Consider the following 13,466-nt stretch of genomic DNA (forward strand, 5'->3'; position numbering starts at 1 on the left):
TTTTTATAAATTTGAGGCGAAATTTGCTCGCTAAGTAGTTTTTTAAATTTAATGCCAGTAAGCAAATTTGAGTTCGGAATTTGTCGTCAAATTTAAGCGAAAATTTTAAAAGCAATCGTCGCAAACGCCCTTAACTACGACACTTTTGACGTGATTTTGTTTTAGGCGCGGCATGTCGATATTGGTCATCTTATGGCAGACGTCGCAGACGAAATACGCCTTTGCTCCGCTTTCAAGTTCGTAGAAATTTTTGCGGTTATTTTCGCTTTTTAGCACGATGCCCTTAGCTTCAAAAAGGTCCATACAGCGGTAAAACGTGGTTTTGTTTGCGCCTATTTGGGCTAAAATTTCATCATAACTAAGCGGCGCGGCGGCGGCGTGTAAAATGTGTAAAATCTCTAGTCTAAGCGGAGTGATTTTGATATCATTTTTCGTTAAAAGCTCCTCAAAACCCGCTTTTTCTTCCAAATTTTCGCTCATATTTTTCCTCCGCGTTAAGAATTTTAGGGTATTATACCTTGAGAAAAATTAATTTGCAACTAAGTTGCTTTTGATATAATTTCGCCCAAATTTTAACACGGAAAGGATAAAAATGAGAAAAATTTTCGCGTTTTTATGTTTGGGTTTAGTAGCGCTATACGCCAAAGGGCAAGTTAGCGTCAGTATTTTGCCGCAGGAGTATTTCGTCAAGCAAATCGCGGGCGACGCGGTCGAGGTAAACGTGATGGTAGGCAAAGGAGCCGACCCGCACACGTACGAACCAAAACCGAAACAAATGACCGCGCTTGAAAAAAGCGATCTATACTTTGCTATCGGGATCGAGTTTGAAGATGCTTGGTTGCCGAAATTTCAAAAATCTTATCCAAACCTTAAAATCGTAAAAACCGATGAGGGCGTGGAAAAGATCAAATTTGAAGGTCATCACGAGCACGCAGATCACGATCATCACCATGACGCCAAGCATGAGCATAAAAACGAACACGCAGATCACGATCACCACGATCACGAGCATAACCACGGCGAATTTGACCCGCACATCTGGCTAGATCCCGTCTTGGTAAAGATCCAAGCTAAAAATATCGCCGCCGCGCTAAGCGAAAAATATCCCGAGAACAAGGCGCTTTTCGAGGCGAATTTGGCTAAATTTGAAGCACAGCTTGACGAGCTTGACGGCTTTATCAAAAGCACTCTAGCAAACGTCAAAAACCGCGAATTTATCGTCTATCACCCGTCTTGGGGCTACTTCGCTAAACGCTACGATCTAGAGCAAATCGCAATCGAAGTAGATGGCAAAGAACCAAAACCGGCCGAGCTAAAAGAGCTCATCGAGGAGGCTAAAGAGCACGGCGTGAAGGTCATTTTCGTCGCTCCGCAGTTTTCTAAAAAAGCCGCGCAAACCGTCGCCAAAGAAAGCGGCGCAAGCGTCGTAGAGATCGATCAACTGCCGCTTGATTGGGACGCCGAGCTACGCAAAACGGCGCAAATTTTCGCAAAGAGCCTATAAATGAAATTCGGACGCATACTCGCTATTTTCGCGCTTTTTGCGTCCTTTTTTAGCTTCGCGCACGCCTGCGCGCTATGCGCGCTTTACACTCCGACCGCACACGCCGACATTAAATTTAACCTGCAAGGCGAGACGATAAAAACGGCCGCCGTAACCTGGACATTTTCTGAAAATTTCACCGAACTCACGCTACAAAGCTACGACGAAAACGCCGATAAGGCGCTTAGCAAAAACGAAGCATGGAAGGTGCAAAAATCCCTACTCGACTACATCGTGCCGCGCGGCTACCTAACTAGCGTGGGCTACTACGACGGCGCGGGCGAGACCGTAAATTTGCATACCAAAACGCTCTCGCAACGCGTCTATCTGGAGGGCGGCAGGCTAAATTTCGAGTATATTTTAGAGCTAAATTTAGCGGTCAAAGACGGCCGCGTCGTCACGGTCGAGATTTTTGACCGCGAGGGATTTTTTAACTTTAAAATAAGCTCGCCAGACCCCTACGCTCTCACCGATAAAATTTATCTCGTACCAAACGTAAATTTGAGCGCGGCATTTTTTGAAATGACTTCAAAAGCGCCCAAAATAGAGCCCGCAAAGCCCGAACTTAGCTCGCTAGTTAAAGCACAAAATAAGCAGAATTTAGAGCAAATCGACGCCGAGGATAGGGCTAAATTTGACTCGGTTTCCGGCATGAGCCTTCAGTTTTTAGAGCGCTTAAAAGAGCTCATCAAGATAAATAGCGCCGAACTAAACGCGCTAAATTTCGCCCTGCTGGCTGCGGTTAGCTTCTTTTACGGCTTTTTGCATGCCGCCGGCCCCGGGCATGCTAAGATGCTGACGGCTAGCTACTTCGTCGCAAACGGCGGCAGCTACTCGCGCGCGCTGGCTTTTGCGATGAAGGTCGGCTTCGCACACGTGGCGGGGGCGTTTTTGCTCGTGCTTTTTAGCTACGTTTTTTTAAACGCGTTTTTGACGGACAAGGTCAGCGACATAGCGGGCGCGATGACGAAAATATCGGCCGTAGCGATCGTTTGCGTGAGCCTTTATATGATCTACGCCAAGCTTAAAAAAACGGCGCTAAAGCCTAAATTTAGCTTTGCTATCGCGTCCGTTTCTGGCGAAAAAGGCGCAAATGGGGCGAGTAAAGTTTTTGGTTCAAATTTAGCCTCCGCGTCAAATTTGAGCGCAAATTCCGTCAAATTTGATCCCGCCGCTCACGAAAGCGAGTGCGGCTGCGCGGCTTGCATGGCCTCTAACGAAGTGCCGAAAACCGCTAGCGAGTGGCTCGTGGTGCTAGCAGGATCGCTCGTGCCGTGTCCTGGCACGCTGCTGGTTTTCGTGCTGGCATTTAGCCTAAACAGCTATGCGGCGGGGCTTGCTAGCGGCCTGTTTATGGGGCTTGGCATGGGCGCGGTGATATTTCTAGCCGCCGTTTGCGGCTTTAAGCTAAAGGGCGCGGTAAGATTTCGCGCGCTGCGGACTTGCTGCGAGTTTGCCGCGCTTTTTGTGATGCTGGGGCTCGGCGTTTTTATGTTTTATATTTCGGGTAAGGTGAGCGTTTTATGAGCGACGTTTCGGTGCGAAATTTGAGCTTTGGTTACGATGAAAACCTCGTGTTTGAGGGCATAAATTTAGAATACGATTGCAAGGATTTTCTAGCCGTCATAGGCCCCAACGGCGGCGGCAAAAGCACGCTTTTAAAGCTGATGCTGGGTCTAAACAAGCCAAGCGGCGGGACGATTGAGGTGTTTGGTCAGGAGCCCGCTAGCGTGAGCAAGGCCGTGGGCTACGTCCCGCAAAATATCCCGATAAATCAAAGCTTCCCGATGCGCGTGCTCGAGGTCGTTTTAATGGGGCGGATAGATAAAAAGCTGTTTGGATTTTACGGCAAGGACGATAAGATAGAGGCCGAGGCGGCGCTCGAGCGCGTCGGGATGGGCGAATTTACGCGACGAAAGATCGGCGAGCTAAGCGGAGGACAGCGCCAACGCGTCTATATCGCGCGCGCGCTTTGCGCGAAGGCTAAAATTTTGATGTTAGACGAACCCACCGCCAGTATCGACACGAAGGGCCAAGCGGACGTTTATAAGCTGCTAAAACAGATCAATGCTGAAGGCACTGGCGTCGTGCTTATCAGCCACGACGTAAATTTGACGCTAAATTTCGCCACCAAGGTCGCCTACGTCAATCACGATCTTTTCATGCACGAGATCTCGAACAGCTCAAAGCAGGATTTTATCGAGCATTTGGCGAGAGATCATAGGCATTTTTGCGATGTGGAGGTGGCGCTTAAGGAATGCGGCTGCGGACATCGTTAGGGGGATTTGCGGCTCGTCTCGCGAGTGCTTTTCCGAGATTTCGCAAAATTTTCGCTCCGCAGGCTATATGCCTAGCGCACGCTCAATTTTGCTTCAAAGCTCGAAAAATCATCTCGCGATACTTCGCCTTATCGTTTTACGTTCAAATTTGAAGTCAAATTTTCAAATCTGAGTTGCCAAGACATGCACCTTGAAAATGTAAATTCAAATTTGCGACGCTTTGCGTCAGCAAAGCTATGTCGCCACCCTTAACTTCGCTTCGCTCGTTACGAGGCGGCAACAAGTTGCCTCTACGAAGAAAAGCGTCGTAGGGGGAGGGGGATTAAAGGGGGTGGGGAGCGACTTCGCCATTCAAGCCCCCACCCCCTTTACAACAAAGTAAAAAACAACCTCAAACGGTTGTTTTTTACTCAGAGAAGTTTAGCTTGTAAAGCAAAATTTAACCAAACCAAATTTAGCATTTTCGCGGTGCGGGTCTCGGCGAGTAACGCCAAAAATGCCGAAAAAAGTAAAAAAGGAAACAAATGCTAGATGCTCTTAGCTTAAATTTTATGCAAAACGCCCTGCTGGCGGGCATCCTCGTTAGCATCGCTTGCGGCGTGATCGGCACGCTCACGGTCATAAACCGCATGGTTTTTATCGCAGGCGGCATCGCTCACGGCGCATACGGCGGGCTTGGCATCGCGTTTTATTTTTCGCTCGAGCCACTGCTTGGAGCGAGTTTGTTTTCCGTATTTTTGGCGCTGCTCATCGCCACGATCACGCTCAAAGATAAAAGCAAAATGGACTCCGTTATCGGCGCGCTATGGGCGTTTGGCATGGCGTTTGGCATCATCCTCACCGACCTGGCGCCCGGCTACAACGTCGATCTCATGAGCTATCTTTTCGGCTCGATTTTAGCCGTGCCGCAGGGCGATCTTGTTTTCATGGCGATCGCAAACTGCGGCATACTCGCGTCCGTCGCGCTATTTTACCGCCAGTTTGAGGCGCTTAGCTTCGACGCGGAGTTTGCGAGGCTTCGCGGGGTGAAGACGACGCTGCTATACTACGCGCTAACGTGCATGATGGCGCTAAGCGTCGTGATGACGATACGCGCGGTCGGGCTAATACTCGTTATCGCGCTACTCACGATCCCGCCCTACATCGCGGGCGCGATATCAAGCCGCCTTGGCACGATGATGCTAAACGCCGCGCTCATCTCGGCCGCGTTTTGCGTGAGCGGTCTGTGGCTGAGCTTTGAGGCGAATTTAACCAGCGGTGCGAGTATCATCCTCATCGCTTCGGTTTGTTTTTTTATATTTACGGCGGTAAAAAGGCGGTAGATTCGGCGTTTCGGGTTAAATTTTAGGTCAAATTTGCGAGAACAATTTATAGTCGTTCACATATGACACAGGCAAAATGACCCCGCAAAGCCGAATCAGATAAATTCCTTCTCCAAAGGCTGCATTGCGTTGCCGTCTGCGTCAAAAAGCACCCGCCCGCAAACCTCGCAGACTTCATCTCTTGGCGACGGCTCCTCTGCATCCAGCTGCCACGCGGACATCTCGCCGCACTCGCAGTTTATGACGTAAAGGATCTGCCTTTTGCGGCGCTTGCCCCACGGCGCGATATCCCAAAATAGCTCCTCGCGCTTGCCTAGCTTTTTAAAATCTTTCTCGGCGTCCTTGTGCGCGACGAGCAGATAGTAGGCATCACTATGAAGATCCAAAGTAAAGAGCCTAAAATCGCTCTTTTTGAGCGCCTTTTGAAACTCGTTCATCAAAAACAGGCTCGCATCGCCGCGCTCGAAACCCTCTTTTTTCGCTTCTTTTTTGAGCTTTGCATAAATTTTATCGTACTCTAGTGACACGCCGCTTTGCAGCGCATCAAGCCTAGAGCTGATAAATTTGCCTGTGTCTCCCGTCTCGTCCTCGCCGGCCCAGTCAAGCATCCAAACAAGCCCTTTTGCGATAAGCGCATCCAAAAACTCACCGTCATTCATCTCGCCTATCTTCTCAAAACCGCCCGTATCGCCCGCCGTCAAATGCTTTAGGACGCAGCACTGATCTTTCGTCATTTTCGCTCCTTTGATTAGATTCGTCAAATTTAGCCGCCCTTACGAGCCGGCTTCCCGCGATCTTTTATTTTTATAGTAGCTGCCCACCTCGCTAACGACGATGCCAAAGAGTATGAGCCCGGCTCCTGCTATCTGCACGCCGCTTAGTATCTCGCCGCCGACGAAATACCCCACTATCCCCGCACTCACGGGCTCAAAGGTAAATATGAGCGAGGTTTTAACGGGCGTCGTGTAGCGCTGCGCTGCGGTTTGCACGAAAAATGCCAAAACCGTCGCAAACACCGACGTAACCGCGACTGCGACGAAAAACGCCTCGTCCAAAACGGGCACGACGCCGCGAGGCTCGAAAATCTGCGCCGCGACGAAACAAAGCGCCGCGACGACCGCAAACTGCGCGCTCACCATCCAGTACAGCTCGCACTTGCGCACCAAAACGCCCGTGAAAATGATATGCAGCGCAAAGCCCAGCGCGCAAACGACGCTAAGCCCCTCGCCGACGCCGAAACCTAGCTCGCTGCCCGTTAGCAAATAAAGCCCCGCTGCAGATAAAAACGCGCCGACAAAGGCATAAACCACGACCTTTTGTCCGAAAAACGCGAGCGCGATAAACGGCGTAAAAACCGCGTTTAGCCCCGTGATAAAGGCGACGGTAGAGCTTGGAGCGTATTTTAGAGCAAAAGTCTGAAGCGTAAAGGCCGCAAACAAAAGCGCGCCTAAAAATGTGCCGAATCTTAGCGAATTAGGATCGATCTTGCGCGTAAATTTGAGGCTTATGAGCGCCATCAACGCAGCCGCGATCAAAAACCGCCAAAACAAAAGCGTAAAAACGCCGTTGGTCTTTAGCGTCTGCGCCATCGGCAAAAACGTCACGCCCCAGACCACCGCGATCACGAACAGCGCGAGGTCGGCCTTAAATTCGGTTGATTTTTTCATCTGATTTCTTTAGCTAAATTTAAGGGGCAAATTTAACGCAATTTGACTAAATTCGGGCTTTATCGCGTCAAATTTGAGAGTCGCCGCCGCCTTGCTAGCTGGCAAACGGAGATAAATTTAAATGAGATAAAATCGCCGCGAGAGTAAATTTGGCGGCGATTTGATAAATTTGATCTTACGGCGGATCGGCGCTTTGATCAAAACGCCAAAACCCGCCGAAATTTAGGCTAAATTTTCCTTTTTAGCGCGCAGGTAGCTACCTATCTCGCTAATCAAAACTCCGACCAAGATAAGCGCCGCGCCGCAAAGCCTATACGCGCTAATGTCCTCCGCGCCGATGAAATACCCCATCGCTCCGGCGGTGACTGGCTCTAGCGTGAAAAATATCGCCGTTTTAACCGGCGTGGTAAATTTTTGCATAAGCGCCTGCGCGAAAAACGCAAACGCCGTGCCCAGCACGCCCACGACTAGCATCGCTATGATAAACGCCTTGTCCACGACGGGCGCGATTTTAGCGTCCTCAAAAACCAAAATAGCCGCAAAACAAAGCGCGATTAGGGTTAAAATTTCAAAATAAACCATATTTACGAGGTTGCATTTTTGCACTAGGCGGTTGGTAAGCACGATGTGAAAGGAGTAGGCGCACGCACAAACCAGAGCCAAAATTTCGCCCAGGCCAAAGCCCACCTTCGTATCGCCTATCATATAAAGCCCCGCCACCGCAAACGCCACGCCCACATACGCGTAAGAGTAAATTTTATGCCTAAAAAGCCCCGCCGCGATAAAAGGCACCAAAGCCACGTTTAGCCCGATGATAAAAGCCACAGACGAGGTGTCGGCGTATTTAAATGCAAAAGTCTGACTCACAAATCCCGCAAACAAAAACAAGCCCAAGATCACGCCGGGTTTTATATCAGGCGCGCTTACGTCCTTTAGCTTTTTATAAAATATCGCCCCGGCTATGATCGCCGCTAGCAAAAATCTCCAAAACAAAACGCCAAAAACGCCGTTAGTCGCAAGTGCTAGCGAGGTAGGCAGATAGCCTAGACCAAAGACTATCGCAACAAATATCATGCCTACGTCGGCGCGAAATTCCAAACTATTTTTCACTATTCTCCCTTATTTTACTTAAAAATGCCCTGCAGGATCTTCGTGCCCTGCTCGACCGCGCCGCCTCGTAGCGAGCTTTCTTTCTCGCTCATCACGTTAAATAGCCCGTCTAGCGTCTTGCGCGTGATGTAGTCGTTTAGATCCTCGTTTTCTTGCGGAACGTATTCGCCCGCACCCATGCTAGTAGCGATGCCTTTTAGCTGTTTTGCGGCGTCTGATTTTGCCAGCGCGCTACCCGCGACGAACGAATTTAGCCCGTTATAGGCGGTTGTGAAGGTATTATCGCTCATCATCTTGGTAATGATCGGCTTAAATACGGCTTGCAGCTTCTGGCTCGAGTTTTGTTGCAAAAACTTCGTAAAGCTATCCTTGCCGCCTTGTAGCACCTTTTTCACGTCCGCGTCGCTCATGTTTTTTATCACGCCCGAAAATACGTCCGCAGCCCCCGGCACGGCCGCGCTTGCAGCGTTATTTATCGAGGTTACCATCTCGTTCGCCCACTTTTCGCCGCCAACTTTTTTAGCCAAATTTGCTGCCGTTTCCAGGCTCTTTGGCAGCGGGATTTTAGCCGCGGCGTTATTTAAAAATCCCCCGTTTGACAGCTCCTTAACGGCGGCGTTTAGAGCCCTGCTAACCGCGCTTTTGTAGTCTCCCGAGTTTGCCGCGCCCAGTATCTGCGCGCCTTGATTTAGCGTCTCTTTATTTAGCGCGTCCTGCCAGCCTGCCGCCTGCGCCGAAGCGGCGAGTAAAACCGCGCATAAAATCAAACTTTTCTTCATCGCTTTTTCCTTAAAGTAAAATTCGGCGGTTATGATATTAAATTTCAGCTTTTAAACGGGTAAATTTGGCCTTTTTAGAGCGAATTTACCCGCATTTTTACGGCACGGCGAGTTAAATTTGCAAAAATTTAAATCGCAAATTTGAGCCGTGATTTAAGGGCTAAATTTAAGCGCAAATTTATAAGCCCCGTTCGTCTTTGCGGCGGGCGATTTGGGGCGTCAAATTTAGCCGCAAATTTGAGCGAGATTAGCCGCAAGAAGTAAATTTTAAACTAAAATTAGCCTTTTTGAAAGGACGAAATGGAGCTTTTACTTCTCTCTATCGCGCTTGCTATGGACGCGGCGGCGCTTAGCATCGCAAACGGCGCAAAATACCGCAACCTCGCACTATCAAAGATTTTATTTATCGCATTTATTTTTGGATTTTTTCAGGCTGCGATGCCGCTTGCGGGCTATTTTTTGGGCGCAGCGTTTGCGAGATTTATCGCGCAGATCGATCACTTTATCGCGTTTGCGATTTTGGGTTTTTTGGGTGTAAAGATGATCCGCGAAGCCTGTAGAAACGAACCTGCGCAGGCTGTGAGCCTTGATACGAAGATGCTGCTCTCAGGCGGATTTGCCACCAGCATCGACGCGCTAGCCGTCGGCGTGACGCTGAGCTTTACGGCTGCTGATATCTACTTTAGCGCCGCCGTGATCGGGATAGTTTGCTTCGCGCTTAGCGTCGCTGCGTTTTACGTCGGTAAATTCGCCGGAGAGTTTTTGGAGCAAAAGGCGCTGATTTTAGGCGGCGCGATCCTCATCGCTCTTGGTTTTAAAATCCTAATCACGCACCTTTTAGATCACGGGTTTTTGAGCTAAAGGCTAAATTTAGGATTTAGCGGGCTAGTTTAGCTTTACCGCAAGCGAAAATTCGCTAAAATCGCTAAGCCTGCGTAAATTTAAATGCGGCCGGCAAATGCAGAAACATTTTAAGGAAATTTATGAGCGAAAAATTTAAAATCATAGACGCTTGCGTGCAAGGCGACGTGCGTTATCCTTACGCCCCAAAGCCGTCGCAGGGCAGAGATGCTACGGTAGTGATCTACCCGCCTAGCAGACTAGCCGAGGGCATAGCCTTTGCCAAAGAACACGACGTGCGAGTCGTTAGGATCGCAGGCAACCCTAGCGTTGTTTCCTCGCTTGATTTTAGCGCATTCGAAATCTTTCCCGAGATAGAGATTTTAGAGATTTGGAAGGATTTTAAAATCGGCGAAGTAAAGGGCGCGGAGGCGCTTTACGATACTGAGATGCGAGCTTTGCGATTTTTTGAAAACGCCGAATTCGGGCTTGATTTCTTGCGGTTTAAAAATTTAGAAGCGCTTGAGGCGACGCAAAACAAAAAGATGAAATTTAACCGCCTGCCGCCTACTTTGCGCTACGCTAAAATTTCAAAACTCTCGCACGAAAATTTGGCCATTTTCCGTGATACGCCAAGACTTGAGCAGCTAGAGCTGGCTTTTACGAGGATTGTGAACCTGGACGGCATAAAGCGTTGCAGCGAACTAAATTTTTTGTTTATATTTTCCGCGCCTAGGCTTACTAACGTAAGCGAGATAAATGCTCTAAAAAAGCTAAAGGGACTGTATATCGAACGCTGCAGGCTGCTTAATAGCGCAGCGATAGAAGGCGTGCGGCTAGAGTCGCTGGAGCGTTTCGATGCGCGCTTTAACGCGGAAAATTTGAAATTTTTAGCCAATTTTCCGAATTTGCGAGAATTCTTTTTTAAATACGTAGCAGACGGAGATCTAACGCCTATATTAGAGAGCAAAATCAGCGGCTGCGGCTTTGAAAGCAGGGGGCATTATTCGCACACTTGGAGCAAGCTTCACGACCTGCTGAAGGCAAAATACGGCGAAAAATGAAGCAAGATAACGCATGCAGGCTAAAACCGGCGCAAACGAAATGAAAATTTTAGACGACGTCATCGCTCCAAACGTCGGAGTCGGGGGTATATATTTGGGCGAAAACGTTAATGATATCTTTAGCAAGTTAGACAAACCAGGCTACGAAATAAACGATATACGCGACGACTGCATAAAAATAAAAGAATCGTTTTTGGATATTTATTTCGACCCTATAAATTTTGAAATTTCCCTTATCTCGTGCGGCGTAAATTTTAACGGATATTATAAAACGTCAAAAGGGCGCATCTGGGCGGGGATGAGCGTAGCGGATATCTTTGCAAAATACGACCGAACAGGTCGCTTGGGGCGGATTCGTCGCGGTCGATAGGATTTGGGGTATCGGGTTTCCTTTGCCGGAAGAATTCGATGATTTTTCCGAATTAACCGATTTTTTAGATTATGATTTCGTTTTTAAAGAATTATGTGTATATAAAGACGCAAACGCGAATAATTTAAAGGCCAACAAGCGGCGCAAGCGATAGAAATTAGAATTTAAAAAATCGCAAAAAATAATTGGCAAGCAAGAGGGTTTGATTGATAAAATGAAAAATATCCTTGTTTGGGGCTATCCCGTTAAAGATAACGAAAAAAGAGAAAAACTAAAAATACCGTTTTGCGACCAGATAGGCATTTTGGAGGAATTTAATATTAAAAAGACGCATCCGCCTTTTAGCTACGAATGGGTCGATACCGGTATAAACGGATAATATCCATCCTATGCCCGAAGACGTAACTATATGTATAAAATCGATAAAAAATATTAGCTTTGATTTCTTGCCTTACGGCCTCGGTTTTTATATCGTTTCAGAAAGACTACTGTCTTTTTTAGAAAAGAACGGGTTTGATTATAATTTTGACAAGAGTATCGCGTATCTGGTAAATACGAAAGGAAATTTGCTTACCGATGAGGCGTTTTATCTGGTAAGAATAATCGGATGGAAAATAAAAGAAGAGGTCGTTTATCCGGATTTAGCCAATCCGAAACAAGGCTTGTCGGCGGCGGCTTATACGGACTCGCATAGAGATATCCTTTTAACTAGAAATTATTGCTATTTAAATACGTTAATAGTCAATAAAGATTTAAAAGATGAAATCTTAACTCTTTTTCGTAACCCTTTTTTGTACTCGCTAGGCGAATGGAAAAAGCTATCGTAATTGGCGCGGCTTGGTCGGCGACTAAGTTTGGCGTCTTCAAAAAATCGTATATAGGCTTATCGATTATATTTTTGATGCCATTTAAGTAACTAAAATGCTCGTCGAAACAAATGGCGTTAAGCTCGTTTTGATAAATAAATAATCGCATACGAATCCACCCCTTTATTACTTGGTTATTTATCTTAAATTTACCCCCTGCCGCCGTAAAGCACCGCGCAAGCGCCAAGCAGGCAAATCGCGTCGCCGATTAAGTCCCATTTCGTAAAGGCTTGCTTTTCTACAAAATGCAGCCAAAGCAGCGACGAGACGATGTAGATACCGCCGTAGACGGCGTAAGCGCGTCCGGCGAAGTCTAAATTTACCCGCGTCAAAATATAAGCAAACGCCGAGAGCGACGCCCCGCCGAGAGCTAAAAACAGCGCGCTTTTGTAATACACGCCCAAAAGCTAAAGCAGCCCAAAATCTCAAAAAACGCCGCCGCGAAATAAAGCAAGATTTCTTTTAACAAAGTCCGTCCAGATCGATCTCTATGCCGACGGGGCAGTGATCCGAGCCCGCGATATCGCTTAAGATAAACGCATCTTTTAGGCGGTCTTTGAGGCTTGATGAAATGAAAAAATAATCAATCCTCCAGCCGACGTTTTTGGCGCGAGCGTTAAAACGGTAGCTCCACCACGAATACGCGTCCGCCTCGTCGCCGCGCACGTGCCGAAACGTATCGATAAAACCGCGCGAGACGACCTCGTCCAGCCACGCTCGCTCGATAGGCAAAAAGCCCGAGGTTTTGGCGTTTGCTTTTGGGTTTTTTAGGTCTATTTCGCGGTGAGCGGTGTTTACGTCGCCGCAAAATATCACGTCTTTGCCCTGCTTTACGAGCTCCTCTATATACGCCAAAAATTTAGCGTAAAAATCCATCTTGTAGGCTAGGCGCGTCTCGTCTTTTTGGCCGTTTGGAAAGTAGATGTTAAAAAGTACGACGTTGCCGAATCTATGCTCCAAAACCCGCCCTTCGTCGTCGTCAAAAAACGCCGCTTTTTGCGTAACGGAGCTAAATTTAGCCAGACTCATCACGCCGGAATACCCCGCTCTGGCCGCTGAATTTACGCTGATTTCGTTAAATCCGAGCTTGTAAATCTCGGCAGGCACGTCGCTCTCGCGCACTTTAATCTCCTGAAGGCCCAAAAAATCGGGTCTATGCTGCTCTAGCCAAGCAAAGCCGTCTTTAGCAGCGACGGCACGCAGTCCGTTTACGTTCCAGCTGATTAGTTTCAAATTTTATCCTTTGTAAAAAACGGCTATAATAGCGAAAAATTTAGAAATTCGGACTTTGATGAACGAGCTAGCAAGAGAGATTTTCGCTCAAATTTTGGGCGAGAAAAAGACGGAAATAATTTTATTTTTAGCGCAAAATGCCGACGAAAACGGCTTTATTTGCATTAAAATTTCGCAAATCTGCGAGCAAACGAGCGCTAGCAAACCAACCGTCATAGAGACGATAAAACTGCTAGAAAGCCGTAAAATTTTCGAGCGTATCAAAAACGGGATTTACCGCTTTAAAAATCTAAAAGAGCTACAAAAATAAGCAAATTTAGCTTTTTTCGCGCGGCCGTATCTACTTCGGGCAAATTCGGCGCGCGCTAGCAAATCTGCCTAATTTAAATTTAA

Annotated in this window: 17 protein-coding genes; 10 read left to right on the top strand and 7 right to left on the bottom strand. The window is 47.7% G+C overall.

The window, feature by feature from the left end:
• Nucleotides 1-105: 105 nt before the first annotated feature.
• Nucleotides 106-480 (bottom strand): transcriptional repressor, encoded by a 375-nt coding sequence (locus QZ157_RS01530; protein WP_122872942.1) that lies wholly within the window; start codon nt 478-480, stop codon nt 106-108.
• A gap of 112 nt (nt 481-592) precedes the next feature.
• On the opposite strand from QZ157_RS01530, the gene QZ157_RS01535 reads away from it, so the two are divergent.
• The 4 genes from QZ157_RS01535 (at nt 593) to QZ157_RS01550 (ending at nt 5,144) form a co-directional block, all read left to right on the top strand.
• Entirely contained in the window at nt 593-1,504 is a 912-nt protein-coding gene (locus tag QZ157_RS01535) for a zinc ABC transporter substrate-binding protein (protein ID WP_295140902.1), read from the top strand.
• Nucleotides 1,505-3,070 carry a DUF1007 family protein gene (locus tag QZ157_RS01540; RefSeq protein WP_295140905.1) on the top strand — a complete coding sequence of 522 codons (1,566 nt, stop codon included), beginning with the start codon at nt 1,505-1,507 and terminating at the stop codon, nt 3,068-3,070.
• A complete protein-coding gene (locus tag QZ157_RS01545; RefSeq protein WP_295140908.1) occupies nt 3,067-3,822 on the top strand; it encodes an ABC transporter ATP-binding protein in 756 nt (251 codons plus the stop codon). Before QZ157_RS01540 ends, QZ157_RS01545 begins: the two co-directional genes overlap by 4 nt.
• 524 nt (nt 3,823-4,346) lie before the next feature.
• Entirely contained in the window at nt 4,347-5,144 is a 798-nt protein-coding gene (locus QZ157_RS01550) for a metal ABC transporter permease (RefSeq protein WP_295140911.1), read from the top strand.
• A 95-nt stretch (nt 5,145-5,239) separates the two neighbouring features.
• On the opposite strand, the gene QZ157_RS01555 is transcribed toward QZ157_RS01550, so the two are convergent.
• The 4 genes from QZ157_RS01555 to QZ157_RS01570 all read right to left on the bottom strand — a co-directional run bounded on the left by QZ157_RS01555 (nt 5,240) and on the right by QZ157_RS01570 (nt 8,700).
• Nucleotides 5,240-5,878 carry a hypothetical protein gene (locus tag QZ157_RS01555; protein WP_295140913.1) on the bottom strand — a complete coding sequence of 213 codons (639 nt, stop codon included), beginning with the start codon at nt 5,876-5,878 and terminating at the stop codon, nt 5,240-5,242.
• 39 nt (nt 5,879-5,917) lie between these two features.
• Nucleotides 5,918-6,811 carry a DMT family transporter gene (locus QZ157_RS01560; protein WP_295140916.1) on the bottom strand — a complete coding sequence of 298 codons (894 nt, stop codon included), beginning with the start codon at nt 6,809-6,811 and terminating at the stop codon, nt 5,918-5,920.
• A gap of 222 nt (nt 6,812-7,033) precedes the next feature.
• Nucleotides 7,034-7,921, bottom strand: a complete 888-nt coding sequence (locus QZ157_RS01565; protein WP_295140918.1) for a DMT family transporter — start codon at nt 7,919-7,921, stop codon at nt 7,034-7,036.
• A gap of 14 nt (nt 7,922-7,935) precedes the next feature.
• Entirely contained in the window at nt 7,936-8,700 is a 765-nt protein-coding gene (locus QZ157_RS01570; RefSeq protein WP_295140921.1) for a DUF4197 domain-containing protein, read from the bottom strand.
• A gap of 300 nt (nt 8,701-9,000) precedes the next feature.
• Between QZ157_RS01570 and QZ157_RS01575 the strand changes: the two genes are divergently transcribed.
• The 5 genes from QZ157_RS01575 to QZ157_RS01595 all read left to right on the top strand — a co-directional run bounded on the left by QZ157_RS01575 (nt 9,001) and on the right by QZ157_RS01595 (nt 11,801).
• Nucleotides 9,001-9,561 carry a manganese efflux pump MntP family protein gene (locus QZ157_RS01575; protein ID WP_295140924.1) on the top strand — a complete coding sequence of 187 codons (561 nt, stop codon included), beginning with the start codon at nt 9,001-9,003 and terminating at the stop codon, nt 9,559-9,561.
• 122 nt (nt 9,562-9,683) lie between these two features.
• The gene (locus QZ157_RS01580) at nt 9,684-10,604 is read left to right on the top strand and encodes a hypothetical protein (protein ID WP_295140927.1); all 921 of its coding nucleotides are present in this window, start codon (nt 9,684-9,686) and stop codon (nt 10,602-10,604) included.
• Between the two features lie 13 nt (nt 10,605-10,617).
• Entirely contained in the window at nt 10,618-10,974 is a 357-nt protein-coding gene (locus tag QZ157_RS01585) for a hypothetical protein (RefSeq protein ID WP_295140930.1), read from the top strand.
• A 214-nt stretch (nt 10,975-11,188) separates the two neighbouring features.
• Nucleotides 11,189-11,353: a hypothetical protein gene (locus QZ157_RS01590; RefSeq protein ID WP_295140933.1), complete on the top strand. Its 165-nt coding sequence runs from the start codon at nt 11,189-11,191 to the stop codon at nt 11,351-11,353.
• A gap of 10 nt (nt 11,354-11,363) precedes the next feature.
• Nucleotides 11,364-11,801, top strand: coding sequence for a hypothetical protein (locus QZ157_RS01595; RefSeq protein WP_295140936.1), 438 nt, complete (start codon nt 11,364-11,366; stop codon nt 11,799-11,801).
• Between the two features lie 188 nt (nt 11,802-11,989).
• Here QZ157_RS01595 and QZ157_RS01600 read toward each other — a convergent pair whose 3' ends face one another.
• The gene (locus QZ157_RS01600; RefSeq protein WP_295140938.1) at nt 11,990-12,238 is read right to left on the bottom strand and encodes a hypothetical protein; all 249 of its coding nucleotides are present in this window, start codon (nt 12,236-12,238) and stop codon (nt 11,990-11,992) included.
• 64 nt (nt 12,239-12,302) lie between these two features.
• Nucleotides 12,303-13,073, bottom strand: a complete 771-nt coding sequence (locus QZ157_RS01605; protein WP_295140940.1) for an exodeoxyribonuclease III — start codon at nt 13,071-13,073, stop codon at nt 12,303-12,305.
• A gap of 58 nt (nt 13,074-13,131) precedes the next feature.
• On the opposite strand from QZ157_RS01605, the gene QZ157_RS01610 reads away from it, so the two are divergent.
• Nucleotides 13,132-13,383: a replication/maintenance protein RepL gene (locus QZ157_RS01610; RefSeq protein WP_295140942.1), complete on the top strand. Its 252-nt coding sequence runs from the start codon at nt 13,132-13,134 to the stop codon at nt 13,381-13,383.
• Nucleotides 13,384-13,466: the final 83 nt, after the last annotated feature.

The sequence above is a fragment of the uncultured Campylobacter sp. genome, assembly GCF_905372745.1.
In the GTDB taxonomy this organism is placed as follows: domain Bacteria; phylum Campylobacterota; class Campylobacteria; order Campylobacterales; family Campylobacteraceae; genus Campylobacter_A.